This is a genomic window from Streptomyces sp. NBC_01788 (genome assembly GCF_035917575.1).
Taxonomy (GTDB): Bacteria; Actinomycetota; Actinomycetes; order Streptomycetales; family Streptomycetaceae; genus Streptomyces.
In genome coordinates this window covers 7,139,590-7,163,240 of sequence record NZ_CP109090.1, presented here as the reverse complement: position 1 = coordinate 7,163,240, position 23,651 = coordinate 7,139,590, and the positions used below count along the sequence as shown (strand labels likewise).

The window sequence follows — 23,651 nt, the reverse complement described above, 5'->3', positions numbered from 1 at the left end:
ATGGAAACCGATCGGTTTACCTGTGAGGTGGGGGCGGGCCTGCGCTCAGGGACACAAGTGATCGAGTTCGTCCGCGCGACGGTGGATGACCACCGTCGGTCCGGGAACCGACTCGGTCACGTGGGCCCGGTGCTCGTACGAGCGTGCGACGACGTACTGCGGCCCCCGTCCGGTGCCGGGTCGGCCGGTCCGGGCAGCCCGCTGGGACCGGCTTCCGGGACCGGGCTTACGAGGGCCGACTCGGTGCTCTCGCCGAGGAAGCCGCCCGACTGGTGCTGCCACAGCTTGGCGTAGGCACCGTCCGCCGCGAGCAGTTCCTTGTGGGCGCCCTGCTCGACGACACTGCCGCGGTCGAGGACGATGAGACGGTCCATACCGGCGACAGTGCTCAAGCGGTGGGCGACCACGAGGGCCGTACGTCCGTCCATCAACCGCCACAGGGCGTCCTGGACGAGGAACTCGCTCTCCGAGTCCAGCGCGCTGGTCGCCTCGTCGAGCAGCAGGATCGGGGCGTCGCGCAGGATGGCCCTGGCGAGGGCGACGCGCTGGCGCTGGCCGCCCGAGAGCTTGACTCCCCGCTCCCCCACCAGAGTGGCGAAGCCGTCAGGGAGTTGGTCGGCGAACTCCGTGACGTGCGCGGCCGCGGCCGCCGCGCGGATCTCCTCGTCGGTGGCGCCGGGCCGGGCGAAGGCGATGTTGTCCCGCAGACTCCGGTGGAACATGGCGGGTTCCTGCGGGACGTAGGCGATCAGTGAGCGCAGGTCGCTCTGACGCAGCCGGCTGATGTCCTGACCACCGATCAGGACGCGTCCGTCGTCAATGTCCGACATCCGCAGCAGGAGCCGGGTGAGCGTGGTCTTGCCGCCGCCGGACCTGCCGACCAGACCGATCCGTGCGCCTGCGGGCACATCCAGGTCCAGCCCCTGGAAAATCGGCTGCGCACCCGCGTGGGCGAAGGTCACCGCCTCGAAGCGGATGCCCGTGTCCCGCGGTAAGAGCGGTTCGGGATTCGTCGGGTCGAGCACGGTGGGCGGATCCAGCAGCAGCTCCGTGAACTGCGCGGCCTCGGTCATCGAGCTTTCCAGACGCCGGTAGATCTGGTTGAACTCGAACATGATTTGAGTGGCGTTGGAGTAGTAGGTGAAAGCGACGACGATCTCCTCGACTCCCTGGCCCGAGCCACCGAAGGCGATGGCGACCAACAGACCCAGCACGTTGGTCAGCACGGACATGGGGGCGACCAGGGTGTCGACGCGCAGATTGCCGTAGTCCCACGACCTCAGCGTCAGGCGCCGGGAGTCCGCGACGCGGCTGCGGTGTTCGTCGGCCTCCCGCCGCTCGGCCGCGAACGCCCGGATGGTCTCCATGTTCGTGAGGCTGTCGGCGACGTGGCCGGAGACCCGGGCGATCGCCGCCTCACGGTCGTTGACGAGCCTCTGCCGGCGGCGGATCAGAGGCGTCGCGGCCACCACGGTCAGCGCGATCATCACAAGAAGGCCGGCGACGAGCATCGGTTCGTAGCTCCACAGCACCACGGCACCGAACACCAGGGGGACGAGACTGCCCACGATCCGGTACGTCACCGTGTCGACGAAGTCCTCGAAGCGCTTGCCGAAGCTGAGCACCCGTTTGGTCAGGGAGCCGGAGAAGTTGTCGTGGAAGAATGCCGCGTCCTTGGCGAGGAGTTCGTCCATGCCGCTCACGTACAGGTGTTCCATGCCGAGGGCGTCCACGCGGTTCAGGCAGTGCTGCCCGATCCGCCACAGCGTCTCGGCGAGCAGCAGCGTCACGCCGAAGCCCAGCACGTACGGCAGCGCCGAGCTGAGGGTGAGACCACCGTCGCCGGCGGCCAGTCCTGCCAGTTTGGCGATCAGCAGGGGGGCGACGTAGCGGATGCCGATGTTGCCCACGGCCGGCAACAGCAGCGCGGGCAGGGCCAGCAGTCGTAGTCGCAGCAGTTCCCGGCCGTAGAGGCGTAGTGCCAGAACGACCGCGCTCCTGCCCGGCGTCGGCCCTCGCGTATCTGTTGTCCCCATCACACTCCCGGAGGTTCGGAAGTCGGAAGTCTCCCGTCCACAGAGCCTCCCAGTCCAGGCATTTAACGCGGAACGGCGAGAACCGGACACCGCTGCGTTCACCGTACGCAGCGGGTGCTACGTCAGCTCCAGGCCGCCGTCGACGGTGAGGATCTGGCCGGTGAGCCAGGTGGAGTCGGGGTCGGCCAGGCGCAGGATCCAGGTGGCGATCTCATGCGGTTCGCCGCGGCGACCGAGCGGGACGCGGCCGGCCTCCTGCGTGGCGGGAGGCGTCCCGGCAGTTGGCCGGACGATGGCTGAGGCTGCCCTGGGGAGCGGAGCCCGAACGTCATGACCCGCTGACCCTGGTCAAGCACGCCGGTCGCCAACTGGTACCCAAGAATGACCAAGGGCCGGTTTCGGATGTCTCCGAAACCGGCCCTGATCTGCGACTGTCTCCAGTCGGGACGACAGGATTTGAACCTGCGACCCCTTGACCCCCAGTCAAGTGCGCTACCAAGCTGCGCCACGTCCCGTTGCGTTCGTGTGGTGGTTCGTCCGAACGCGCAGGTGAACCCTACCTTACGCGGGCGGGTGCGGCCGACTTGCGGCTATCCCTCCGCGCCCGTGTAGAAGGCGGTGGTGCGGCCGGCGGCCGCGCGTGCGTGTGCCGGTTCCTCGCCGCTCGCGACGTTGGCCTCGTACCACCCCTCGCTGCTCTCGGCGATGAACCGGCGGCCATCCTCGGAGCCCATCCAGGTCATGGCCTCTCCGGAGTCGACCTGAGAGCCGCTCGACAGGTGGAGGGTCAGGCCGATGAGCATCATGTCCCAGCCGACCCCGACCGCGCCGGGCCCGTACTCGCCCCATTTGGCGTCGTCGATGTGGAAGATGTGGTCCAGCTCGAAGCGCGTGCCGCCGCCCTCCCGCGCGCTCAGGCGCAGCTCGATCCAGCTCGTCTCGTCGCCGTACTCCCAGGTGGCGGCGAAGCTCTCGGGCGGTTCGCAGCGCTCGATCGTGCCGCCGGCGTTGCCCTGGAGCTGGTAGTGGCCGCCCAGGCGGAGTTCACCCGTGACGGGGAGGAACCAGCGCGGGATGCGCTCGGGGTTGGTGCACGCGTCCCAGACGTCCTCGACCGGGGCGTCGTAGTCCTGGCTCACGGTGACCACACGGGCCTCGGCCGCCTTGAAGGCACGGCGGCCGACCCGGCGGTGTACGGCGTCGATCTGCTGGGTCACGTCGATCATGGGTGCTCCTCGGGGGTGGTCGTCATCGCGCGGCCGGCGTTCGGGCGTCCCGTCGGCCGACTCGGTGGCCGGTGCGTCAGCGGGTGCGGCGGGACGCCTCGGCGGTCTCCTGTTCATTGTCGACGTGCTGGGCGTAGACGAGGAAGTCGTCGACCATGCGGTGGAAGAGTGTCGCGAGCCGGCGCAGGTCCTCGGGGGACCAGTCGGCCAGGGCCACCTCCATACCGCGGGCTCCTGCCTCCCGGACGCGGGCGATGGCGTCCCTGCCGAGGTCGGTGAGCTGGATGCGCTGGGCGCGGCGGTCGTCGGGGTCGGGGATCCGGGTCACATGGCCCGACCGCTCCAGCTGCTGCACCGTGCGGGTGACATGGGAGGCCTCCACGCCCAGCCGGTTGGCCAGCTCCCCCGGCCGCTGGGGCTCACAGTCGGCGATCTGCCGCAGCAGGGCGACCGCCGCCCGGTCCAGCGGCACACCCGCCAGACTCATCAGCCTCTCGTGCTGCCGGGCCCGTGTACCCAGGTAGGTGATGCGCATCAGGGCGCGCTCGATCTCGGCCACTTCGGGCGAGACGGGTCCGGTGGGCAACGATGGAGTGACCATACGGGCAACTTTACCATATCATTGCCTTACTCAAGCAAATTGCTGCGCGCCGCCCGGGGCGCCGCGCCCGCGTCCCCGGGACGTCCCCGCCGTCCCAGGGACACGGGGACGGCATCGCGGGGGTGCGGCACGGAAACGCTGGGCGGCATGTGATCACGACCGCGTGACCACAGGAACGACAGCCCGGAGGTTTCCATGATCCGACGGACCCTCACCAGCGGTGTGCTGGCCACGGTCGCGGCGCTCGCGCTCGTGCCGACGGCGGCCGACGCCGCCCCGGCCGGTCCCGGCTCGCGCCCGGCCGTGTCGGCGGCCGCCTCGCACCTGCTCCCCTCGCTGCTGCCCGAGCCGGCCCAGCCGGCGGGTCACGTCAACCGGTGGGCGACGCACCACCGTTCGATCCACTCCCTCGGGCGTGTGGTCACGCACCACCGGGCGCTGAACGTCCGCTCCGGCCCCGGCACCCGGTACCGGGTGGTCGGCGCCCGGCACGCACACCGCCTGGTGGCACTGAAGTGCCGCACGCACGGGTCCCGGGTGGGCGGCACTCGGCAGTGGTACCGCCTCGCGCACGCACGGGGTTACGTCTCCGCGCGCTACGTGCGGGTCCGGAACACCCTGCCCTGGTGCTGACGCACCGTCAGGCATGGTCGAGGTGACCGGCCGGGCCCGTCCGGGAGCAGCACGCTCCCGGACGGGCCGTCGGCTCGAGGTGTGTCGATGACCTCACCCCGGGAAACCATCCCGACAACCGGGGCGAAACGCCCAAAGCGGGAACGGAGTCGGGAGCAGCAGCATGCGGCAACCCCAAGGAACGGCAGCGTCACCCGGGCAGTTGACGACAGCCCTGCGCGAGCTGCGGGACCGTACGGGTCTGAGCCTGGCGGCCCTGGCCGCGCGCACTCCGTACAGCAAGTCCGCCTGGCACCGCTATCTGACCGGGGCCAAGCACCCGCCCCGCTCGGCCGTGGAGGCGCTGGCACGGCTCTCGGGCGCCGATCCCGACCCGGCACTGGCCCTGTGGGACGCCGTCGGCGCGGCCCCTTCCGCGGCCGCCGGGACCGGCCCCGATCCGGAGTCCGGCCCAGGGCGCGCATCCGGGCCCGAGTCCCCGCACCGGTCCGGTTCCAGGCCCCGGTTTCAGTCCGGGTCCCGGCCGGCGTGGGTGGGTCGGCTGCCGCTGCTGACGGTTCTCGTCCTGCCGGCCGCGGTCACCGCGATGGCCGCGCCGCTCCTCATGTCCTCCCCCGGCAGGCCGGCGGGCGCCCGGGTGGTGGTGGCGGCGCCACGCTGTCACGGCGCCTCCTGCCAGGGGGAGTTGCCCGACGCCTCGGCCTGCGCCGGGGACGCGCGGACCCAGAGCGCCGTGTCCGGCGCGTCGTACACCGTGCGGTTGCGGTACTCGCCCTCCTGCCGCACCGTCTGGTCCCAGGTACGGGTACGGGGCGCGGTCGCCCGGGAGATCTCCGTACGGATGGGCGGGAACGTCCTGTCGGCCACCTACGCCGCGGGCGACACCAGCGGCGACACGAGCCCCATGCTCGGCGTCTCCTCGCCACGGGGTGTGGAGGCCTGCGCCGAGGTCGAGGGGAAGCTGGCCTGCACCGGCCTGGGCCCCGACGCGCCTGTCCACCCGTGACGGCCGCCCCGCCCCACGCCAGGGGCGGCGGCGTCAGCTCGCGGCCAGGAGGTCCTGGTGGGAGCCGCTCGGCGCGGGGCGCTTCGGAGTGCGCAGGGCCGCGATGCCGATGAAGACCATGGAGGAGACGCCGGCCAGGGCGAAGGCGGTGAAGCCCCAGGAGCCGTGGTCGGCGGCCAGCAGCTGGCCGCCGAGCCAGGGACCGAAGACGGCGCCGAAGCGGCCCATGCCGGAGGTCCAGCCGACGGCGGTGGCGCGGTTGCCGGGGCTGGAGCGGAGGGAGACCGTGGCGTAGATCATGGTCTGCGCGCTGTTGAGGAACACGCCGGTGAGGAAGACCACCGTGAACGTCAGCGCCAGCGGCATGTGGACGCTGAGCAGGAAGACTCCGGCGGCGGTCAGCGCGAACCAGATCGCGGAGATGCGCGGGGCGCCGAAGCGGTCGGAGGCGCGGCCGGCGACGAGCATGCCCACGATGCCGCCCAGGTTGAACAGGACGACGAAGGTGAGCGCGGAGCCCAGGTTGTAGCCCTCGCCGCGCATCAGGGTGGGCAGCCAGGTGGCGACACCGTAGACGAGGAGGAGACCGCCGAAGGAGGCCAGCCAGTACAGCAGGGTCTGGGTCCACTCCCCGCCGCGGAAGAGCCCGGCCAGGGCGGCCCAGCGGTCGGCGCCCTCCTTGCGGGCGGGCGCCGCGGGCAGTTCCACCTCGTAGCGGGCGGCCAGTTCGCGGGCCTCGTCGGCGCGGCCCTTGGCGACGAGGAAGCTCAGCGACTCCGGCATGGCCTTGGCGAGCACCGGCACGAACAGCAGCGGGACCACGCAGACCCAGAACGCGGCACGCCAGCCGACGGGCTCGACGAGCCACTTGGCCACGTAGGCGGAGAGGATGCCCCCGGCGTGGTGGGCGGTCATCAGGGCGCCGACGGTGAGGGCGCCGCGGCCGCCCCGAGCGTAGTCGGTGACCATGCTGATCGCGGTGGGCAGCAGACCGCCGAGGCCGACGCCCGCGATGGTCCGGCCCAGGCCGAACACCGTGACACTGCCGGCGACCGCGCACAGGCCGGAGGCCAGGGAGAAGAGCGCGACACAGCAGACCATGAGCTTCTTGCGGCCGATCCGGTCGGCGACCGTGCCCGCGGTCAGCGCGCCGACGAGCATGCCGAAGGTGGCGTAGCTGCCGAGGTCGCCGGCCTGGCCGGGGGTGATCCCGAGGGCCTTCTGCTCCAGCATGTGCGGCAGCACCGAGCCGTAGATGAACATGTCGAGGCCGTCGAAGAGCACGGCCAGCCAGCACAGGCCGACGACCAGCGCGGCCAGTCTGCTGCCGCGCCCGGACAGGGCGGTGGAGGAGGACATCGTTGTTACCTCTCGTACGTGGGTGCGCTAGACGCTAAGGAGCCCGGGAAAAGTAGTCAACGTTTTTGTCAACAATCTCAGCGACAATCTGGCCGCGGCTGCGTGGTCGGGTCCTCCGGGCGCGGCGCCGGAACCGAGCGCGGGGCCGCGCACCACCGTGTGCGGCCCCGCGCTCGTCCCCTCCGCGGCCTCAGCCGACCGTCGGGGTCCCATGGGTGTGGAAGGACTCGATGGTCCGCAGGCCCCAGGCCTGGCCCTTGGCCCGCTCGGCCTCGGTCCAGGTGATCAGCGGCCAGTCCGGCGCCAGCACCAGCCGGGTGAGCGGGTTGCACAACTCGACGCGGTTGCCGCCCGGTTCGTAGACATAGAGGAAGAACGTCTGCTGGATGGCGTGCTTGTGCGGGCCGGTCTCGATGAACACGCCGCTGTCGATGGCTAGATCGGCGGCGCGCAGGATGTCCTCGCGGGTGTCGGTGGCGAAGGCGATGTGGTGCAGCCGGCCGCTCGAACCCGTCCAGTCCTCGGTGTAGACGACGTCGTAGGACTTGTCGGTGAAGGTGAGCCAGCGGGCCGCGATCCTGCCGGAGTCCAGGCGTATCTGCTCGGTGGGCCTGGCGCCCAGCACCTGTTCCTGGAACTCGGCGTTGGCGAGCACGTCGGCCGCGAGGAAGTTGACGTGGTCCAGGCGGCGCACGCCCACGCCCCGGTTGGGTTTGGCCTGGGGCTGGTTCTTCAGGGCGGGCCTCAGCTCCTCGGGGGCCCGATGGTGCTCGCTCTCCCAGTACAGCGCGTGCTCGTGCCCGTCCGGGTCGGTGGTGACGTACAGCCTGCCCAGTCCCGGCTCGTCCTCGACCCAGTGGCCGGGGCGGCCCGCCTCCTCGATGGCCTTCACCCGGCGCTCGAGGGCCTCGTCGCTCGACGTCCGCAGGGCGAGCCGGCCCAGGCCCGGCCGGTCGCGGGCGGTGAGCACCAGGCTGTGGTGCTCGTAGTCGTCGAAGGTGCGCAGGTAGACGGTGTCGCCGTGCTGCTCGTTGACGGTGAGGCCGAGGTAGTCGGTGAAGAAGGCGACGCTGGCGTCCAGGTCCGGGGTGAACAGCTGGGCGTGGCCGATATGGGCGATGTCACGAAGGGGCGGAGCCATCGTTGCCTCCAGAGGGTCGGGCGGGGGTGGTGGCGGCCGGGCGGGGGAAGACCGCGCCGTCGAAGATCTTGCGCGCGGTGCGCATCACGGCGGTGCGGCGGGCGACGGGAGGGGCGTCACCGGTGCCGGGTACGACGTCGGTGTCGATCTCCAGGAATCCGGTGGGGTGTTCGATGCGCGTACGGTGGCCCGCCGCGGGTGGGCGTGCGATGCCCTCGGCCGCGCTGCCGGGGAGGGCGAGCCCCGCCGCCACGCTCGCGGCGCCGAGGACACCGATGGAGGTGTGGCAGCGCACCGGGATGAAGGTACGGGTGGTGACGGCGCCACCGTTCCGGGGCGGCGCCAGCAGGCTCAGTTTGGGCACGGTGGCGGAGCCGACGTCGCCGAGACCCATCAGCGGGCCGGCCGCCAGCCGGATCTCCCGCAGCCGGCCCGCCAGTTCGCGGTTCTCCTCCAGCTCCCCCGGCTCCTCGTAGCCCGTGACCTCCAGCGCGGTGGCGGGGATCAGCACGGTCGGCATGCCGTTGTCCACACACGTCACCTCCGTACCGGCGATCGTGTCCCGGACCTGTCCGGTGGGCAGCAACGGGCGGCCGGCGGCCGGGAACTCGATCAGTACCGCGGCCGCGGTGCCGGGCACCCCGGAGATCGCGGCGCCGCCGGTGTAGTCGACGCGTCCGCCGGGGGTGGGGAAGGTGGCGACCGCCGACTCCCCGGTGTTGCGCATCCGGATCCGCACCGAGGTCTCGCCGTCCCCCGGGGGCACGAGCCCGCGTTCGACGGCGAACGGCCCGACTCCGGCCAGGATGTTGCCGCAGTTCTGACGGTCGGTCACCTCCGCTCGGTCCACGGCGACCTGGAGGAACAGGTAGTCCACGTCCGTCTCCGGACCGGCGGAGGCGGAGACCACGGCGACCTTGCTGGTGAGCGGGTGGCCGCCGCCGAGGCCGTCGATCTGGCGCGGGTCGGGGCTGCCCATGATCCGCAGCAGCAGGTCGTCGCGGGCGGCGGGGTCGGCGGGCAGGTCCTCGGCCAGGAAGTACGCGCCCTTGGAGGTGCCGCCGCGCAGGAGCGCGCAGCGGACCCCGTCGGCAGCGGTCACTTCCCGGCTCCGTCCCGCACATGGTCGTCGTACGTCTGCCAGGTCACGCCGAGCTTCGCGAGGGTGTCGCGCAACCCATAGCGGTCCAGGCCGAGTTGGCCGTCCTGGAAGGCGGCCCGGGAGGCGGCCTCCTTGGCCTCCCGCGCCTCGGACGCCGCGACGGCCCGCCGGGCCTGCTCGCGCGGTACGGCCACCACGCCGTCGTCGTCGGCGAGGATCACGTCGCCGGGCCGGATCACCTGGCCGCCGATCGCCACGGGAACGTTGACCGAGCCGCCGGTCGCCTTCACGGTGCCCTGCGCGGACACGGCGGCGGCCCAGGCGGGGAAGCCCATCCCGCGCAGCTCGGCGACATCCCTGACCCCCGCGTCGATGACCAGGCCGCGCACCCCGCGCCGCTTCAGCGCGGTGGCGAACAGCTCGCCGAACATGCCGTCGGTGGACGGCGAGGTGGTGGTGACGACGAGGATGTCGCCCTCGCCGCACTGCTCGACGGCGGCGTGGATCATGAGGTTGTCGCCGGGCCAGGACAGCACGGTCACGGCGGTTCCGGCGACCCGTACGCCCTCCTGGACCGGGCGCAGGCGCCCCGGCAGCAGACCGGTACGGCCCAGGGCCTCGTGGACCGTGGCCACGCCGTACCCGGCGAGCGCCCGTACGTCCTCGGCGTCGGCCTTCGGCGGGTCGGTGACGATCACGCCGCTCATGCCAGCTCCTTCGTGACCTGCGGGTAGGGACGCATGTAGGCCTCGGCCATGGTCTTGTGCGGCAGGCCCAGGTTGGGACCGGCGTTGCGCTTGAGCTGGACGCCGCGGCGGACGGCGAGGTCGGTGTAGTAGTCCCACAGGTGCCGCTGGGCGCCCAGGCACTCCATCGCCTTGCGCTTGGTCTCCCACACCTCGGTGATGTCAAGCAGCACTTCGGGCCGGAAGCCGCTCATCTCGGGCTGGTGCGGCTCGAAGTAGAAGACGGGCGGTGCGCCGATGATCTCGCCGGAACCGGGATAGCCGATGGCCTGGGCGAGTACGCGGGCCTCCAGGGCCATCCGGTTGGCGGCCGGATGGTCGCCGTTGTACGGGTCCTCCACCGGGTGGGTGAGGACCACGTCGGGCTGGGTCTCGCGGCAGAGGGCGACGAGCCGGTCGGTCAACTCGGCGGTGGGCACGAGGGGATAGTCGCCGGCGTCGAAGAAGCGGACCTCGGCGCCGAGGGTGGCGGCGGCCTGCTCGGCCTCCGCGCGCCGTATCTCCTTGATCTCCTCCAGGTTCCGGCCCTCGCGCCAGGCCTTGGCCGACTCGCCGCGCTCGCCGAAGGTCAGGCACGCGACGGTGACCTTCTCACCGCGTGCGGCGGCCAGGGCGATCGCTCCGCCCGCCCGCCACACGAAGTCCCCGGCGTGCGCGGTGACGACGAGTGTCGACCGTGGGGATGGGGGTCCCCCTTGCTCGAACGAAGTCGAGGGCTTGGGGGTCTGCGCACCCGCGTGCGTCATTGCTCATATCTCCTTGGTGGACAGGTGCGCCCACCACCCCGCGGCGGTCGTGCGGCGTATCAGTCGCGCAACGCGTCGATCACGCTGGTGAGGTGGGCGCGGACGGCCGCCTCGGCCGCCTGCGGATCCCTGGCCCCGATCGCCTCGATCATGGCCAGGTGCTCGCTCAGGGACTGCTGCGGACGTCCTGGCCGCAGCGCCAACTGGAATCGGTGCCGCACCAGTTGGGCGTTGAGTCGTTCCAGTAGTTCCAGGGCCGTGCGCTGGCCGGAGAACTCCCGGATCCGGGCGTGCAGTTCGTGGTTGAGGTCGGAGTAGGTGACCGGCTCGCCCTCCTTCACGGCCTTCTCCATCGCCGTGCCGAGGTCCACGAGTTCTGACAACTGCTCGTCGCTCGCCGCGACGGCCGCCTTGGCCGCGCACAGCCCTTCGAGGACCATGCGGCACTCGGTGATCGCGACCGCTTCCTCCACTGTCACCACCCGCACCCGCGAACCCCGGTTGCGGATCCGCTCGACCAGGCCCTGGGCCTCCAGATCGATCAGCGCCGCGCGGATGCTGGCCCGTGTCACACCGAACTGCTCGGCGAGTTCGTTCTCCACCAGCCGCTGGGCCGGTGCCATCTCGCCGTGCAGGATCGCCTGCCGCAGCCGCGTGAGCGCATGCTGCTTGGCCTGCTCCCCGCTGCTCGGACCGGCTTGGTTCGGCATTGCGCCCTCCCTGAGTGAGTGCCTGTCGAACCTAAATCTAGCGAGACAGGATTGTCAACAATTTTGTTGGTCATATCGCCGCGCGGGAACCGGCCCTCGGGTGCCGGCCGCACGTGCCGGGCCGCGCCGCCGCCGGAAGCGACGAAGTGTCCCCGGACCAGGGCCGATCCCCTACACCCTGTCGGCCTTCCGGCGCCGTCCGCCCCGGCTAGGGTCGCGGCATGACGCACAGTTTCGTTCTGCATGTCCCCGACGCCGACCTCGTGCCCGAGCCGCTCGAACCGGAGCAGATCGTCTCCGGGACGCCCGAGGTGACCGGCAAGGTGGTCTGGAAGTCGGCGGACGGCCGGCAGGTCCGCGGGATCTGGCAGATCACGCCCGGGGTCGTCACCGACACCGAGGCGGACGAGCTGTTCGTGGTGATCAGCGGCTCGGCGACTATCGAGGTCGAGGGCGGTCCGACCCTGCGCGTCGGCCCGGGCGACCTGGCGGTGCTGCGCGAGGGCGACCGCACGACGTGGACGGTGCACGAGACGCTGCGGAAGGCCTACGCGATCAACCTGTGAGGCCCGCAGGAGAGTTCAGCCGGCCGTCGGGTGCGGCGGCATGTTGTGGGGGGTAACCACCTGGATCGCCGACGGAAGCGTCGGTCCGGCGGGCGGCAGGGCGCCGTGGGCCCGCATCACCAGGTGGCAGGCCTCCCGCAGGTCCTGACGCAGATCGTGGTGGAGCACGGCGGACAGGCGGTGCTCGCGCAGCAGGCGGGTGTTGTCCTGGTCGAGGTCGTGGGCGATGAACACCGCGCACTCGCGGCCCAGGTCGGCGAAGGCCCGCAGAGTGGCGATGTTGCCGCCGCCGATCGAGTAGACGGCGCGGATCTCCGGATCGCGCTCCAGGGCGGCCCGCACGAGGTCGTACTGCGTGGCGTCCAGGCCCTGCCCCTCGGCGATCTCCACCAGGGCCCGCCGGGGGTGACGGGCGCGCATGGCGCCGCGGAAGCCCATCTCGCGTTCCTCCTCGTTGCGGAAGAAGCCGCTGCTGAGGCTGGTGAGCACATTGCCGGGCCGGTCGCCGAGCCACTGGCCCATCAGGTACGCGGCCGTCGCGCCCGCCGCCCGGTTGTCGCTGCCGACGTAGCCGAGCCGGGCGCTGGTGGGCAGGTCGGTGACGAGGGTGACGACCGGGATGCCGGCCGCCACCAGCCGGCCGACCGCCTCGGTGACCTCGGGGACGTCCGGGGCCTTGAGGATCACGCCCTGCGAGCCGCGTCGTGCGATCCGGTCGAGGACGGCGACCTGCTCCCGTACCGGGCCGGTCTCGCGGAAGTGGAAGCGGGAGCGCACCACGGCCGGGTGCAGGGACGGCAGTTCGGCCTCCAGGGCGGCACGTACGGCGGTGCTGAACCGCTCGGGCGCCTGCATCACGATGTCGACCATGAAGGTGCGGCCCACGAGGCGGACCTGGGTGCGCTGCCGGTCGAGGTCGGCGATGGCCCGGCGCACCTCCCCCGCGGTGCTCTCCCGCACGCCGCCGCGACCGTTGAGCACCCGGTCGACGGTGGCCTCGCTCAGCCCGGCCTGACGTGCTATCTCGCGGATCGGGAAGGGGTGGCCCATGCGCTGGCTCCTCGGGAAGGTCCTTGAGGGGTTTTTGATGGCTCGCCGCTGGTTGTTCGAGGTGTTTGTAATGACAAGAATGACAGGGCGCGACGGCCCTCGTGACCGAGTCGCCCGACGACCGAAAGGACGACGATGTCCTCCGTCCCCGTACACCGCCGTGCCTGGCTGTCCGAGCAGGACTGCGACCTCGGCTCCTTCCGCGCGCTCGTCGAGCGCGCGACCGACCTCGCCTGCTATCCGCACGCCTCGGCGGTGGACCGGGGCGTCCTCCTCTACGACGCCCGCCGGCTGCGCGGGGCCGTGGACCGCCCTGCCCTGCGGGCCGAACTGGTCCGCGCCCTGGACGAGGGCCCCGGCATCGTGGTGTTCCGGGGCGCCTTCCCCGACACCGCCGTGGTCGACCGGGCCACCGACGTCTTCCGCGCCCTGATCGCCGAGCAGCGCGCCTCGGGCGCGGGCGGCGGGGACCACTTCGCCAAGCCGGGCGCCAACGACCGGGTGTGGAACGCCCTGGAGAAGGCGGCGCTGCACGACCCGGAGACGTTCGCCGACTACTACGCCAACGACGTCCTGGCGCTGGTCGGCGAGGCCTGGCTGGGCCCCGGCTACCAGGTCACCTCGCAGATCAACGTGGTCAACCCGGGCGGCGCGGCCCAGACCGTGCACCGCGACTACCACCTGGGCTTCCTGGCCAACGAGGTCGCCGCCGCCTACCCGGCGCACGTCCACCGGCTCTCCCCCGTGCTGACCCTCCAGGGCGCGGTCGCGCACTGCGACATGCCCGTGGAGTCCGGACCGACGATGTACCTGCCGTACTCGCAGCGGTACGAGCCGGGCTACCTCGCCTGGCGACTGCCCGCGTTCCAGGCGTACTTCGAGGACCACCACGTGCAACTGCCGCTGGCCAAGGGGGACGCCGTCTTCTTCAACCCGGCGCTCTTCCACGCCGCCGGGACGAACCGGTCGGCGGACATCCGGCGCATGGCCAACCTGCTCCAGGTCTCCTCCGCGTTCGGGCGCGCGATGGAGACCGTCGACCGCGAGGCCGTCGCGGGCGCCGTCTTCCCCGTGCTGCTCAAGCGCAAGGCGGAGGGCGCCGACGCCACGTGGCTGGACCGCGTCGTCGCCGCGAGCGCCGAGGGCTACCCGTTCCCCACCAACCTCGACAGCGATCCGCCGGTCGACGGTCTGGCTCCGCCCTCGCAGGCGGACCTCGTACGGCGGGCGGTGCGCGAGGAGTGGACACCGGACGCGCTGCGCGCGCAGCTGCGGGCAGCCGCCGAGCGGCGCGGGAGCTGAGGACGGTCATGGGACTTCTCGACGGATCCGCGGACGGCCTGCTCCACGGCAAGGTCGTCCTCGTCAACGGCGGCAGCCAGGGCGTGGGGGCCGCGATCGCGCGGGCCGCCGTCCGCGAGGGCGCCGTCGTCGCCGTGACCGGGCGGCGGACCGAGCCGGGCGAGGCCCTGGTGGCGGAGCTGACGGCCGCCGGGGGCACCGCGACGTTCGTCCGGGCCGACCTGGCCGACGCCGGACAGGCCAAGGGGTCGGTGGCACGGGTGGTCTCCGCGTACGGTCGGATCGACTGCCTGGTGAACTCCGCGGGGCTGACCTCGCGCGGCACGCTCCTCGACACCACGCCCGAGCTGTTCGACGCGCACATCGCGGTCAACCTCAAGGGGCCGTTCTTCGCGATGCAGGCGGCGGTGGCCGACATGGTGGCGCGCGGGGCGCCCGGCACGGTCGTCAACATCATCACGTCCTCGGCGCACGGCGGGCAGCCGTTCCTGGCGCCGTACGTCGCCGCCAAGGCCGGCCTGGCCGGGCTCACCCGCAACGCCGCACACGCCCACCGCCACGACCGGGTGCGGATCAACGGCCTGAACATCGGCTGGACCGCGACCGAGGGCGAGGACGCCACCCAGCGCGCCTTCCACGGCGCCGGCGACGACTGGCGCGAGCGGGCCGCGGAGCGGCTGCCGATGGGCAGGCTCGGTCAGCCCGACGAGATCGCCGACTTCGTGGTCCTGCTGCTGTCCGAGCGGTCCGGGGTGGTCACCGGTTCGGTGATCGACTGGGACCAGAACGTGCTCGGCGGACTGGACTGAGCTGGACTGGACCGGACCGGACTGAACCGGCGCACTGCCGCACCACCACGCACAACCCACGCACCCAAGGAGCACCAGCCCCCATGCGCATCGGAATCCTCGGCCTCGGCCGGATCGGCGCCTTCCACGCCGAGACCCTCTCCGGACTCGACGCGGTCGAGTCGCTCGTCGTCGCCGACCCGTTCACGGACGCCGCGAAGGCCGCCGCCGAGCGGTTCGGGGCCGAGGTGGCCGACTCGCCCGAGGCGCTGCTGGCCGCCGGGGTGGACGGTGTCGTCGTGGCCGCGGCGACCGGCGCCCACCCGGCGCTGATCCTCGCCGCCGTCGACGCCGGGGTCCCCGTCTTCTGCGAGAAGCCGGTGGCCCGCACCATGGCGGAGGGCGTCGAGGTCCTCAAGGCCGTCCAGGACGGCCACGTGCCTGTGCAGATCGGCTACAACCGCCGCTTCGACGCCGGTTTCGCCGCGGCTCGCGCCGCCGTGCGGAGCGGCGAGCTCGGCAAGCTGCACACCGTACGCTCGACCACGCTCGACCCGGCGCCGCCGCCGGCCGCGTACATCGCCTCCTCCGGCGGGATCTTCCGGGACTGCTCGGTGCACGACTTCGACATCATCCGCTGGGTGACCGGGCGGGAGGTGACCGAGGTGTACGCCGTCGGCGGCAACCGGGGCGCCGACTTCATCAGGGAGGCGGGCGACGCCGACACCACCGGTGCCGTGCTCACGCTGGACGACGGAACGATCGCGGTGGTCTCCAACAGCCGCCACAACGCCCGCGGTTACGACGTCCGCATGGAGCTGCACGGCTTCGAGGACTCGATCGCCGTCGGCCTGGACGACAAGCTGCCGGTGCGCTCCGTCGAACCCGGGGTGACCTTCCCCGCCGGCACCCCGCACGACTTCTTCATGGACCGTTTCACCGCCGCCTACCGCGCCGAACTCACCGCGTTCACCGAGGTCGTGGCCGGCCGGCTGCCCTCCCCGTGCACGGTCGCGGACGCCCTGGAGGCCGGCTGGATCGCCGAGGCGTGCACCCTCTCCCTCCACGAACACCGTCCGGTGCGCGTCGAGGAGGTACGAACGGTCTGACCCGCCGGGCCGCGACGCGGCCTCAGGGCTGCGGGCCCGTGCTCGTCAGGGCCGCGCGTTCCCGGGCGGCGCGTACTGCCGCCGCAAGGGTGGTGATGTCGTAGGCGCCGTGGTGGCGGCGGCCGTTGACGAAGAAGGTCGGGGTGCCGGAGACGGCGCTGAGGTCGGCCGACTCCACGTCGTCGGCCACCCGTTGCGCGCCCGCCCGCGCCCGCAGGTCCCGGCGGAAGCGGTCCACGTCGAGGCCGACCTGTCCGGCGTAGCCCAGGAGGTCCTTGGGGCTCAGGTCGCCCTGGTGGCTGATCAGGACGTCGTGCATCCGCCAGAAGCGGCCCTGGCGGGCGGCGGCCTCCGCGGCCTCGGCGGCGAGCTGCGCGTTCGGGTGGACGTCGGTCAGCGGCAGGTGCCGCCAGACGTAGCGTACGTCGTCGCCGAACTCGGTGAGCAGCTCCCGCACGACCGGCTCGGCGAGTCCGCAGTACGGGCACTCGTAGTCGCCGTACTCGACCAGCGTCACCGGGGCGTCGAGCGGTCCGCGGACGTGGTCGCGCTCCGGGTCGACGGGCTCGCCGAGGTCGACGATGACCCGGCCGCGGCCCAGCAGCGCGCGGGCCCGGCTGCGCGGGGGCAGCAGGGACAGGGCCCCGGTGACCAGCCAGGTGACGGCGAAGGAGCACACGACGGTCGCCAGAATGCCGATCTTCGCCTCCTCAAGGCGGGGCCCGCGGAAGGCGAGGGTGGCGATCAGCAGGGACACGGTGAAGCCCACCCCGGCCAGACCGCCGCCCGCGGCGATCGCGCCCCAGCCGATCGGCGGGCGCAGCCGGCCGCGGCTGAGCCGTACGGCGAGCCAGGTGGAGCCGGCGACGCCGATCGGCTTGCCGAGGACGTAGCCGAGCAGGATGCCGAGGGTGACGGGCGAGGTGAAGGCGTCCGCGAGCCGGGCCGCACCGAGCGGGAGACCGGCGTTGGCCAGCGCGAACAACGGCACGATCAGATAGCTGGTCCAGGGGTGGAGCATGCGCTGGAGCCGCTCGTTGGGCGACAGCGCGGTGGCCAGGCCCCGGCGCAGGGTGCGTTCCAGTTCGGGTGTGGGCTGCTCGCGGAAGCGGCGGAAGAGCCGGCTGGCGCGTTCCAGGGCGTGCCGCTGGGCGGGGTGGGCGTAGGTGAGCAGGCCCATGACCAGTCCGCTGACCACCGGATCGACGCCGGAGCGCAGCAGCGCGCCCCACAGGACCAGGGCGACCAGCGCGTACACGGCGGAGATCCGTACGCCGGCCAGGCGCAGCGCGATCAGCACGGCGAGGACGCCGAAGGCGGTGAGCAGGGCGGGCACGTAGAGGGTGCCGCTGTAGGCGAAGGCGATGACGGCGAGCGCGAGGAAGTCGTCGGCGACCGTGACGCCGAGCAGGAAGACGCGCAGGCCACCGGGCAGCCGGGAGCCGAAGACGGCGAGGATGCCGAGTGCGAACGCCGTGTCCGTGGACATGGCCGCGCCCCAGCCCCGCGCGGTGACGTGGCCCGCGTTGACGGCCAGGTAGATCGCCACGGGTACGGCCATGCCGCTGATCCCGGCGATCGCCGAGAGGGCGAGCCGTCTGCGCTCCCTCAGCTCCCCGATGTCGAACTCCCGGCGGGCCTCGAGGCCGACGACGAAGAAGAACAGCGCCATCAGCCCGCTGTTGATCCACTCCCGCAGTCCCAGGGAGACTCCGGTCGAGCCGATCATGAGCGAGACGTGGGTGCGCCAGAACGACTCGTACGTGCCGGGCGAGGCGTTGGCCCACACCAGCGCCGCGACGGCGGCGGCGAGCAGCACCGCGGCGCTGCCGGTCTCGGTGTGCAGGAAGGTGCGCAGCGGGCCGTGCGCGCCGGCGCCGCAGGCGGTCTGCCCGCTCATGGGCGGCGGCGCCATCGGTGTGGTCGGGTCCCGGGACACGTCGTCAGTCCGTGGAGCGGCCGGTCACCGGACGGCCGCCCGGGCCGGCAGGTCGAAGACGTGCCCCGGGGTGACGATCTTCGTGATCGCCCGGCCGAGCAGGGTGCTGGGCTCGGTCCCGTGCTCGTCGATGTCGCTGTTCAGCAGAACGACGAGGGTCGTGCGCGCCGGGGTGAGGTGGACGGTGAGGGACTCGTAGCCCGGCAGGGAGCCGTTGTGGCCGATCCAGCCGCGCACGTCGAAGATGCCGAGGCCGTATCCGGCGCCGGGGACCGAGGTCGGGTGTGTGGTGAGCCGCTGCTTCTGGGAGGCGGTGCTGATGAGCCTGGTGCCGTCGGGCAGGACGCCCGTGGCGACGGTGCGCGCCCAGACGCGCAGGTCGTCGAGGTTGGAGATCATCGCCCCGGCCGCCCAGGCCCAGGAGGGGTTCCAGTGGGCCGCGTCCCGCACCTCGCCGTTCGGGGTCTGGTTCGTGTAGCCCTGCGCGTGCGGGCGCGGGAACTGCGCCCCGGCCGGGAAGAAGGTCTGGTCAAGTCCGGTCGGGCGCAGTACGTGGGTGGCGATGTAGTCCGCGAGGGGCCGGCCGCCGGCCTTCTCCACGACCAGGCCGAGGAGGATGACGTTGGTGTTGCTGTACTCGAACCTCCGGCCCGGCGGGAAGAGCGGGAGGTGCTTGAAGGCGTAGGCGAGCAGTTGGTGCGGGGTGACGGCCCGGTGCGGGTCGGAGGTCAGCGCCTTGCGGAAGCCCGCGTCCGCCGTGTAGTCGAACAGCCCGCTGCGCATCCCGGCGAGCTGCCGCAGGGTGATCCCGTTCCCGTTCGGCACGCCGGCGACGTACTTGCCGACGGGGTCGTCCAGGCGCACCTTGTGCCGGTCCACGAGGTGCAGCAGCGCCGTCACGGTGAAGGTCTTGGTCTCGCTGCCGATCCGCATGTACAGGTCGGGCGACATCTTCCGCCCGGTGCTCCTGTCGGCGACGCCGAAGGACTTGACGTACTCGCCCTCGTCCGGTGTCCACAGTCCCACGGTCACCCCGGGCACGCCCGCCTGCCGCATGACGCGCAGCACTGCCTGGTCGAGTTGCCGGACCACGTCGGGGCTCAGTCTGCGCACTCCGGTCGGTGACATGCCCGCGGGCGCGGTGGCAGTGACGGCCCCGGGGCGGGCGGCGGGTCCGGCGGAGGCCGTCCCGCCGGCGAGGGGCACCACGAGAACTCCGACGGCGGTCGCGGTGACGACAGCCCGTCGCAGTCGTGGACACGCGTGGGTCATGCGCCGGCTCCAAGCGCCTGGGAACGGGCCCGCGGCCGTCCCGGACGAGCGGGGGACGAGGGACACCGCCCTCACTTCCACGGCGACCCACGCCGCCCCTCAGCTTAAAAGCGCCGACGCGCCCCCGCCTGTCGACGCCGGGGCGCAGCGCGGCCCTACAGGACGCGGCGGGACACCGCACTTCGGACGGACCGGCGCGACAGCGCCTACCGACGACACGACGCGCCACCACCCTGCGAGCGACCGGACACGGCACCGAACGTCGGCGGCGCGGCGCGGTGGCGGTCTGCGGGTGACGGGCGAGACACCGCCCTTCGGAAGACCGACGCGACAGCGCCTGCCGGCGAGGCGAGGCGCCACCACCCTGCGAGCGACCGGACGCGGCATCGCGCGTCCGGACGCTGCGGGACACCGCCCTTCGGACGACCGGGCGTAACAGCACCTGCCGACGACACGACACACCACCACCCTGCGGGCGACCGGACACGGCACCGAACGTCGGCGGCACGGCGCGGTGGCGGTCTGCGGGTGACGGGCGAGACACCGCACTGCGGAACGCCGCGGGACACCACCCTGCGGGCGTCCGGACACGGCACCGCACGTCGGCGGCACGGCGCGGTGGCGGTCTGCGGGAGACGGGCGAGGCGCCGACCGGTGGCGGTGGGCTACGCACCGCGCCAGACGTTGGCGAAGGCCGCGTCCTCGATGGCTCGGCGCTGGCGGACGGCCTCCAGTTCCATCACGGCGTCGTGGACGGCGGCGAGGACGGTGAGAACGGCGTCGTCGGTGATGCCCGGCTCCGCCGCGGTCATCTCGTCGCGGATGCCGACGGCCGCCGCGAGTGTGAGCAGCACCGGCTCGTCGGCCGCCCAGCGGTATGCCGCGCGCCGCCGTGCCCCGGTCTCGCTGAGGACCGTGCGGCCGCCCCGGAAGGGCAGCCAGCGGCTGCGTTCCCAGGTGACCTGGCCCTCCTGTTCCAGGGCGCTCAGATAGGCCCTGGCCAGGCCGCGCCCGCGCCGCCAGAGCCAGTCCTCCAGGGTCTCGTACGGCACCTGGCGCACCAGCGACGAGGCGGCCTCGGCCAGCAGCGGGTCGCCGACCTGCGGCAGGAGCCGCGGCACGATCCGGTCGCCGTCCAGCTCCAGCAGCTCGGCCCGCAGCAGGTCGTACGCCTCGGCGCCGGCCAGCGCCAGGGAGAGGTCCCCGCGCTCGGGCGGCCGGCTGGGTTCCACGTCCAGGGCGACGATCATCAGGTCACGCGCTGTGCTCATTACGCTCCCCGTCGAGGAGGGTGCCCGCCACTGCGCCACCGGCACGCAGAACGCGACGTTCCGTGCTTCCCGTACGCCCCGACTCTAGCGCGGCGCGCGGGGCGTACGGCGGGTGTCATCCGTACAGGGACGGACGTTCGGGCAGCTCCACCTCGACCCGGCCGCCCTCGGTCAGGGAGCGGACGCCCGCCGCGCAGACCGCGGCCGCGGCGAGGCCGTCCCAGACGCTGGGGCCGGTGGGCGTGCCGTCGCGGACGGAGTGGACCCAGGTCTGCACCTCGCGGTCGTAGGCGTCCTCGAAGCGTTCGAGGTAGTCCTGGGCGATGGTGCCGCCCCAGCGGCCGTCCGCCTGGGTGACCATGGCGTGGCCGTCGCCGACGTGCGCCGTGCCGCGCTCGCAGACGGCCTCGGCACGCACCTGGTAGCCGAAGCCGCAGTTGACGAAGACCTCCACGTCGGCGATGGCACCGCCGTCCGTTTCGAGGACGACGAACTGCGGGTCCTGGAGGCCGGCGGGGGCGTCGCCGGACGGGGCGGGACGCAGGACGGTCACCGCGGTGATCTCCTGGCCGAGCAGCCAGCGGGTCGCGTCCACCTCGTGCGCGAGCGAGTCGCTGATGAGCAGGTCGCTGGTCCAGCCGGCCGGGGAGGTCACGTTGCGGTGGCGCTGGTGCAGCAGCAGCGGGCGGCCCAGCCGGCCGGTCCGCAGGAGCTGTTCGAGCCGGAGGTACTCGGCGTCGTAGCGCCGCATGAAGCCCACCTGGACGCGCCGCCGGCCGAGCCGCCGCTCGGCGTCGAGTACGCGCAGGGCGGAGGCCGGGTCGGGGGTGAGGGGCTTCTCGCACAGGACGGGCAGGTCGTGGGCGAGGGCGGCGAGCAGGGCCGCCTCGTGGGCCGGGCCCGGCGAGGCCACGAGCACCGCGTCGACGTCGGCGGCGGCCAGCGCGGCGGCCGGGTCGGTGTACGCGGCGCAGCCGCCGGCGCGGGCGGCGACGGCCTCGGCGCGTTCCGCGTCGGCGTCCACGACGGCGCTCACCCGGGCGCCGCTGACGACCTCCCGGATCCGGCGCACATGGTCGGCGCCCATGCGGCCCACGCCGATGACGGCGACGTTCAGAGTCGATGACCGGGCCATCGTCGTACCTCTCCTCGGCGTCCGGAGGTCGTCCTTACGGGGGGGGCCTGGTGACAGGGGGGCCTGGTGCCTTTCCCGGCGGGGTCAGGCGCCGCAGGACCGCAGGAACCGGCGTGTGCGTACCGCGATGGGCAGCGGCGTGTCCGGCTCGCAGGGGTACATGTCCTGCTCGACGATCGCGAAGAGGTCCACGCCGAGTCCCTGCGCGGCCGTCAGGACCGGTTCCAGCGCCGGTACTCCGGCCGGCGGCTCGCACATCACGCCCCGCTGGACCGCCGGTCCGAACGGCACCTCGTGCGCCACCACCTCGGCGAGGATCTCCGGGTCGACCTGCTTGAGGTGCAGGTAGCCGATGCGCTCGCCGTAGGTCTCGATCAGCTTGACGCTGTCGCCGCCGCAGTAGGCGTAGTGCCCGGTGTCCAGGCAGAGGTTGACGAGACCGGAGTCGGTGGAGTCGAGGAAGCGCTCGACGTGGGCCTCGGTGTCGATGTGGGTGTCGGCGTGCGGGTGGACGACGATGTCGAGGCCGTACGTCTCCCTGACCTGGCGGCCTAGCCGTTCCATGCCCCGGGTCAGGTGCGTCCACTGCTCGCGGGTCAGCTCCGGCGGCTCCAGGATCTCGGCGGTCTTGTCGTCGCGCCAGAAGGAGGGGATGACGACGAGGTGGCGTGCGCCGGTGGCCCGGGTGAGTTCGGCGACCTGGCTGACGTGTTCCCAGGTGGACTCCCACACCGACGGGCCGCGGTGCAGGCCGGTGAAGACGGTGCCCGCCGAGACCTTCAGGTCGCGCCTGGCCACCTCGTCGTTGAGCCTGGCCGGGTCGGTCGGCAGATAGCCGTAGGGGCCGAGTTCGATCCAGGAGTAGCCGGCCTCGGCGACCTCGTCGAGGAAGCGTTCCCAGGGCACCTGCGCGGGGTCGTCGGGGAACCAGACACCCCAGGAGTCGGGGGCGGAGCCGACCCGGATGCGGTCCAGCACGGGGGCCATGTCATCAGTTCCCTTCGATGGGTTCCGGTGCGGAGGCGGTGGGCGCGGCGAGGACCTCCGCCTCCGGGAGCTCCTCGGTGTCGACACCGCGGACCTGCGACAGCTCGTGCTTGAGGGCGGCGAGTTCGGTGCCGCCCGCCATGTGGTGGGTCAGCTCGTCCAGGCCGACCTCGCTGCGGCCGGCGCTGAGTTCGAGGGTGCCCAGGCGCAGCACGCTGAAGTGGTCGCCGACCATGTAGGCGTGGTGGGGGTTGTGGGTGATGAAGATGACGCCGAGGCCGCGGTCGCGGGCGGCGGCGATGTACTTCAGCACGACACCGGACTGCTTGACGCCGAGGGCGGCGGTGGGCTCGTCCAGGATGAGGACGCGGGCGCCGAAGTGGACGGCGCGGGCGATGGCGACGCACTGGCGCTGGCCGCCGGAGAGGGTTCCGATGGGCTGTTCCAGGTCGTCCAGGACGATGCCCATGTTGCGCAGTTCCTCGTCCGCGGTCCGCTTCATCCGGGCGATGTCGAGGCGGCGTACGGGCCAGGGCCCCTTGGTCAGCTCGGAGCCCAGGAAGAAGTTCCGCCACACGGGCATGAGCGGGACGGTGGCCAGGTCCTGGTAGACGGTGGCGATGCCCCGGGCGAGGGCGTCGCGCGGGCTGGAGAAGCGCACAGGCGCTCCGTCGACGAGGAACTCGCCCTCGGTGTGCTGGTGCAGCCCGGAGATGATCTTGATGAGGGTGGACTTGCCGGCGCCGTTGTCCCCGAGCACGCAGGTGACGCGCCCGGGGTGGACGGCGAGGTCGACGCCGTGCAGGGCGCGGATGTTGCCGTAGGACTTGCCGGCGCCGCGCAGTTCGACGACGGCCCCGTCGTGCGCGGGCGGGGTGTCGGGGAGGACGGCTCCATGGGCCGCCGCCTTGTCGCTGGTCATGTCG

The 23,651-nt window shown here is 72.5% G+C and carries 23 protein-coding genes and 1 tRNA gene; 6 read left to right on the top strand and 18 right to left on the bottom strand.

Going from position 1 to position 23,651, the window contains the following annotated elements; genetic code table 11:
* Positions 1–116: 116 nt before the first annotated feature.
* The 5 genes from OIE49_RS32020 to OIE49_RS32000 all read right to left on the bottom strand — a co-directional run bounded on the left by OIE49_RS32020 (position 117) and on the right by OIE49_RS32000 (position 3,863).
* On the bottom strand, positions 117–2,036 hold the full coding sequence (locus OIE49_RS32020; protein WP_326805337.1) for an ABC transporter ATP-binding protein: 1,920 nt from the start codon (positions 2,034–2,036) through the stop codon (positions 117–119).
* 117 nt (positions 2,037–2,153) lie between these two features.
* The gene (locus tag OIE49_RS32015) at positions 2,154–2,330 is read right to left on the bottom strand and encodes an SDR family oxidoreductase (protein WP_326806379.1); all 177 of its coding nucleotides are present in this window, start codon (positions 2,328–2,330) and stop codon (positions 2,154–2,156) included.
* A gap of 147 nt (positions 2,331–2,477) precedes the next feature.
* Positions 2,478–2,551, bottom strand: a tRNA-Pro gene (locus OIE49_RS32010).
* Between the two features lie 75 nt (positions 2,552–2,626).
* Positions 2,627–3,262: an SRPBCC family protein gene (locus OIE49_RS32005; protein WP_326805336.1), complete on the bottom strand. Its 636-nt coding sequence runs from the start codon at positions 3,260–3,262 to the stop codon at positions 2,627–2,629.
* A 76-nt stretch (positions 3,263–3,338) separates the two neighbouring features.
* The gene (locus OIE49_RS32000) at positions 3,339–3,863 is read right to left on the bottom strand and encodes a MarR family winged helix-turn-helix transcriptional regulator (RefSeq protein WP_100570109.1); all 525 of its coding nucleotides are present in this window, start codon (positions 3,861–3,863) and stop codon (positions 3,339–3,341) included.
* Between the two features lie 195 nt (positions 3,864–4,058).
* Here OIE49_RS32000 and OIE49_RS31995 point away from each other — a divergent pair, with 195 nt between their 5' ends.
* Entirely contained in the window at positions 4,059–4,496 is a 438-nt protein-coding gene (locus OIE49_RS31995; RefSeq protein ID WP_326805335.1) for an SH3 domain-containing protein, read from the top strand.
* Positions 4,497–4,659: 163 nt separating this feature from the next.
* Complete coding sequence (locus OIE49_RS31990) at positions 4,660–5,502, top strand: helix-turn-helix domain-containing protein (RefSeq protein ID WP_326805334.1); 843 nt, start codon at positions 4,660–4,662, stop codon at positions 5,500–5,502.
* A gap of 33 nt (positions 5,503–5,535) precedes the next feature.
* Here the strand turns inward: OIE49_RS31990 and OIE49_RS31985 are convergent, their stop codons facing one another.
* The 6 genes from OIE49_RS31985 to OIE49_RS31960 form a co-directional block, all read right to left on the bottom strand.
* Positions 5,536–6,861, bottom strand: a complete 1,326-nt coding sequence (locus OIE49_RS31985) for an MFS transporter (RefSeq protein WP_326805333.1) — start codon at positions 6,859–6,861, stop codon at positions 5,536–5,538.
* Positions 6,862–7,051: 190 nt separating this feature from the next.
* The gene (locus OIE49_RS31980; protein WP_326805332.1) at positions 7,052–8,002 is read right to left on the bottom strand and encodes a catechol 2,3-dioxygenase; all 951 of its coding nucleotides are present in this window, start codon (positions 8,000–8,002) and stop codon (positions 7,052–7,054) included.
* Positions 7,983–9,104, bottom strand: a complete 1,122-nt coding sequence (locus OIE49_RS31975) for a 4-oxalomesaconate tautomerase (protein ID WP_326805331.1) — start codon at positions 9,102–9,104, stop codon at positions 7,983–7,985. Before OIE49_RS31975 ends, OIE49_RS31980 begins: the two co-directional genes overlap by 20 nt.
* On the bottom strand, positions 9,101–9,811 hold the full coding sequence (locus OIE49_RS31970; protein ID WP_326805330.1) for a 4-carboxy-4-hydroxy-2-oxoadipate aldolase/oxaloacetate decarboxylase: 711 nt from the start codon (positions 9,809–9,811) through the stop codon (positions 9,101–9,103). Before OIE49_RS31970 ends, OIE49_RS31975 begins: the two co-directional genes overlap by 4 nt.
* A complete protein-coding gene (locus tag OIE49_RS31965) occupies positions 9,808–10,596 on the bottom strand; it encodes a PIG-L deacetylase family protein (RefSeq protein ID WP_326805329.1) in 789 nt (262 codons plus the stop codon). The genes OIE49_RS31970 and OIE49_RS31965 overlap by 4 nt, the downstream gene beginning before the upstream one ends.
* A 59-nt stretch (positions 10,597–10,655) precedes the next feature.
* A complete protein-coding gene (locus tag OIE49_RS31960) occupies positions 10,656–11,306 on the bottom strand; it encodes a GntR family transcriptional regulator (protein ID WP_100570101.1) in 651 nt (216 codons plus the stop codon).
* A gap of 221 nt (positions 11,307–11,527) precedes the next feature.
* On the opposite strand from OIE49_RS31960, the gene OIE49_RS31955 reads away from it, so the two are divergent.
* A complete protein-coding gene (locus OIE49_RS31955; protein ID WP_326805328.1) occupies positions 11,528–11,872 on the top strand; it encodes a cupin domain-containing protein in 345 nt (114 codons plus the stop codon).
* Positions 11,873–11,887: 15 nt separating this feature from the next.
* On the opposite strand, the gene OIE49_RS31950 is transcribed toward OIE49_RS31955, so the two are convergent.
* Complete coding sequence (locus tag OIE49_RS31950; RefSeq protein WP_100570099.1) at positions 11,888–12,922, bottom strand: LacI family DNA-binding transcriptional regulator; 1,035 nt, start codon at positions 12,920–12,922, stop codon at positions 11,888–11,890.
* Between the two features lie 135 nt (positions 12,923–13,057).
* On the opposite strand from OIE49_RS31950, the gene OIE49_RS31945 reads away from it, so the two are divergent.
* The 3 genes from OIE49_RS31945 to OIE49_RS31935 all read left to right on the top strand — a co-directional run bounded on the left by OIE49_RS31945 (position 13,058) and on the right by OIE49_RS31935 (position 16,121).
* Positions 13,058–14,224, top strand: coding sequence for a phytanoyl-CoA dioxygenase family protein (locus OIE49_RS31945; RefSeq protein WP_326805327.1), 1,167 nt, complete (start codon positions 13,058–13,060; stop codon positions 14,222–14,224).
* Between the two features lie 8 nt (positions 14,225–14,232).
* Positions 14,233–15,033: an SDR family oxidoreductase gene (locus OIE49_RS31940; protein ID WP_326805326.1), complete on the top strand. Its 801-nt coding sequence runs from the start codon at positions 14,233–14,235 to the stop codon at positions 15,031–15,033.
* Between the two features lie 83 nt (positions 15,034–15,116).
* Positions 15,117–16,121 carry a Gfo/Idh/MocA family protein gene (locus OIE49_RS31935; protein ID WP_326805325.1) on the top strand — a complete coding sequence of 335 codons (1,005 nt, stop codon included), beginning with the start codon at positions 15,117–15,119 and terminating at the stop codon, positions 16,119–16,121.
* 22 nt (positions 16,122–16,143) lie between these two features.
* On the opposite strand, the gene nhaA is transcribed toward OIE49_RS31935, so the two are convergent.
* The 6 genes from nhaA to OIE49_RS31905 all read right to left on the bottom strand — a co-directional run bounded on the left by nhaA (position 16,144) and on the right by OIE49_RS31905 (position 23,647).
* On the bottom strand, positions 16,144–18,021 hold the full coding sequence (nhaA, locus tag OIE49_RS31930) for a Na+/H+ antiporter NhaA (protein ID WP_326805324.1): 1,878 nt from the start codon (positions 18,019–18,021) through the stop codon (positions 16,144–16,146).
* Positions 18,022–18,084: 63 nt separating this feature from the next.
* Entirely contained in the window at positions 18,085–19,332 is a 1,248-nt protein-coding gene (locus tag OIE49_RS31925; protein ID WP_326805323.1) for a serine hydrolase domain-containing protein, read from the bottom strand.
* A gap of 665 nt (positions 19,333–19,997) precedes the next feature.
* Positions 19,998–20,603 carry a GOLPH3/VPS74 family protein gene (locus tag OIE49_RS31920; protein WP_326805322.1) on the bottom strand — a complete coding sequence of 202 codons (606 nt, stop codon included), beginning with the start codon at positions 20,601–20,603 and terminating at the stop codon, positions 19,998–20,000.
* A 115-nt stretch (positions 20,604–20,718) separates the two neighbouring features.
* Positions 20,719–21,738: a Gfo/Idh/MocA family protein gene (locus OIE49_RS31915; protein WP_326805321.1), complete on the bottom strand. Its 1,020-nt coding sequence runs from the start codon at positions 21,736–21,738 to the stop codon at positions 20,719–20,721.
* Positions 21,739–21,822: 84 nt separating this feature from the next.
* Complete coding sequence (locus OIE49_RS31910) at positions 21,823–22,725, bottom strand: sugar phosphate isomerase/epimerase family protein (RefSeq protein ID WP_326805320.1); 903 nt, start codon at positions 22,723–22,725, stop codon at positions 21,823–21,825.
* 4 nt (positions 22,726–22,729) lie between these two features.
* Entirely contained in the window at positions 22,730–23,647 is a 918-nt protein-coding gene (locus OIE49_RS31905) for an ATP-binding cassette domain-containing protein (RefSeq protein WP_326805319.1), read from the bottom strand.
* Positions 23,648–23,651: the final 4 nt, after the last annotated feature.

Coding starts and splice junctions, on each gene's coding strand:
- OIE49_RS31970 (WP_326805330.1), bottom strand. CDS start 9,811: ATGAGCGGCGTGATCGTCACCGACCCGCCGAAGGCCGACGCCGAGGAC.
- OIE49_RS31980 (WP_326805332.1), bottom strand. CDS start 8,002: ATGGCTCCGCCCCTTCGTGACATCGCCCATATCGGCCACGCCCAGCTG.
- OIE49_RS31940 (WP_326805326.1), top strand. CDS start 14,233: ATGGGACTTCTCGACGGATCCGCGGACGGCCTGCTCCACGGCAAGGTC.
- OIE49_RS31995 (WP_326805335.1), top strand. CDS start 4,059: ATGATCCGACGGACCCTCACCAGCGGTGTGCTGGCCACGGTCGCGGCG.
- OIE49_RS31965 (WP_326805329.1), bottom strand. CDS start 10,596: ATGACGCACGCGGGTGCGCAGACCCCCAAGCCCTCGACTTCGTTCGAG.
- nhaA (WP_326805324.1), bottom strand. CDS start 18,021: ATGAGCGGGCAGACCGCCTGCGGCGCCGGCGCGCACGGCCCGCTGCGC.
- OIE49_RS31990 (WP_326805334.1), top strand. CDS start 4,660: ATGCGGCAACCCCAAGGAACGGCAGCGTCACCCGGGCAGTTGACGACA.
- OIE49_RS31925 (WP_326805323.1), bottom strand. CDS start 19,332: ATGACCCACGCGTGTCCACGACTGCGACGGGCTGTCGTCACCGCGACC.
- OIE49_RS31910 (WP_326805320.1), bottom strand. CDS start 22,725: ATGGCCCCCGTGCTGGACCGCATCCGGGTCGGCTCCGCCCCCGACTCC.
- OIE49_RS31955 (WP_326805328.1), top strand. CDS start 11,528: ATGACGCACAGTTTCGTTCTGCATGTCCCCGACGCCGACCTCGTGCCC.
- OIE49_RS31960 (WP_100570101.1), bottom strand. CDS start 11,306: ATGCCGAACCAAGCCGGTCCGAGCAGCGGGGAGCAGGCCAAGCAGCAT.
- OIE49_RS31935 (WP_326805325.1), top strand. CDS start 15,117: ATGCGCATCGGAATCCTCGGCCTCGGCCGGATCGGCGCCTTCCACGCC.
- OIE49_RS31950 (WP_100570099.1), bottom strand. CDS start 12,922: ATGGGCCACCCCTTCCCGATCCGCGAGATAGCACGTCAGGCCGGGCTG.
- OIE49_RS32000 (WP_100570109.1), bottom strand. CDS start 3,863: ATGGTCACTCCATCGTTGCCCACCGGACCCGTCTCGCCCGAAGTGGCC.
- OIE49_RS31905 (WP_326805319.1), bottom strand. CDS start 23,647: ATGACCAGCGACAAGGCGGCGGCCCATGGAGCCGTCCTCCCCGACACC.
- OIE49_RS31915 (WP_326805321.1), bottom strand. CDS start 21,738: ATGGCCCGGTCATCGACTCTGAACGTCGCCGTCATCGGCGTGGGCCGC.
- OIE49_RS32020 (WP_326805337.1), bottom strand. CDS start 2,036: ATGGGGACAACAGATACGCGAGGGCCGACGCCGGGCAGGAGCGCGGTC.
- OIE49_RS31920 (WP_326805322.1), bottom strand. CDS start 20,603: ATGAGCACAGCGCGTGACCTGATGATCGTCGCCCTGGACGTGGAACCC.
- OIE49_RS31985 (WP_326805333.1), bottom strand. CDS start 6,861: ATGTCCTCCTCCACCGCCCTGTCCGGGCGCGGCAGCAGACTGGCCGCG.
- OIE49_RS32005 (WP_326805336.1), bottom strand. CDS start 3,262: ATGATCGACGTGACCCAGCAGATCGACGCCGTACACCGCCGGGTCGGC.
- OIE49_RS31945 (WP_326805327.1), top strand. CDS start 13,058: ATGTCCTCCGTCCCCGTACACCGCCGTGCCTGGCTGTCCGAGCAGGAC.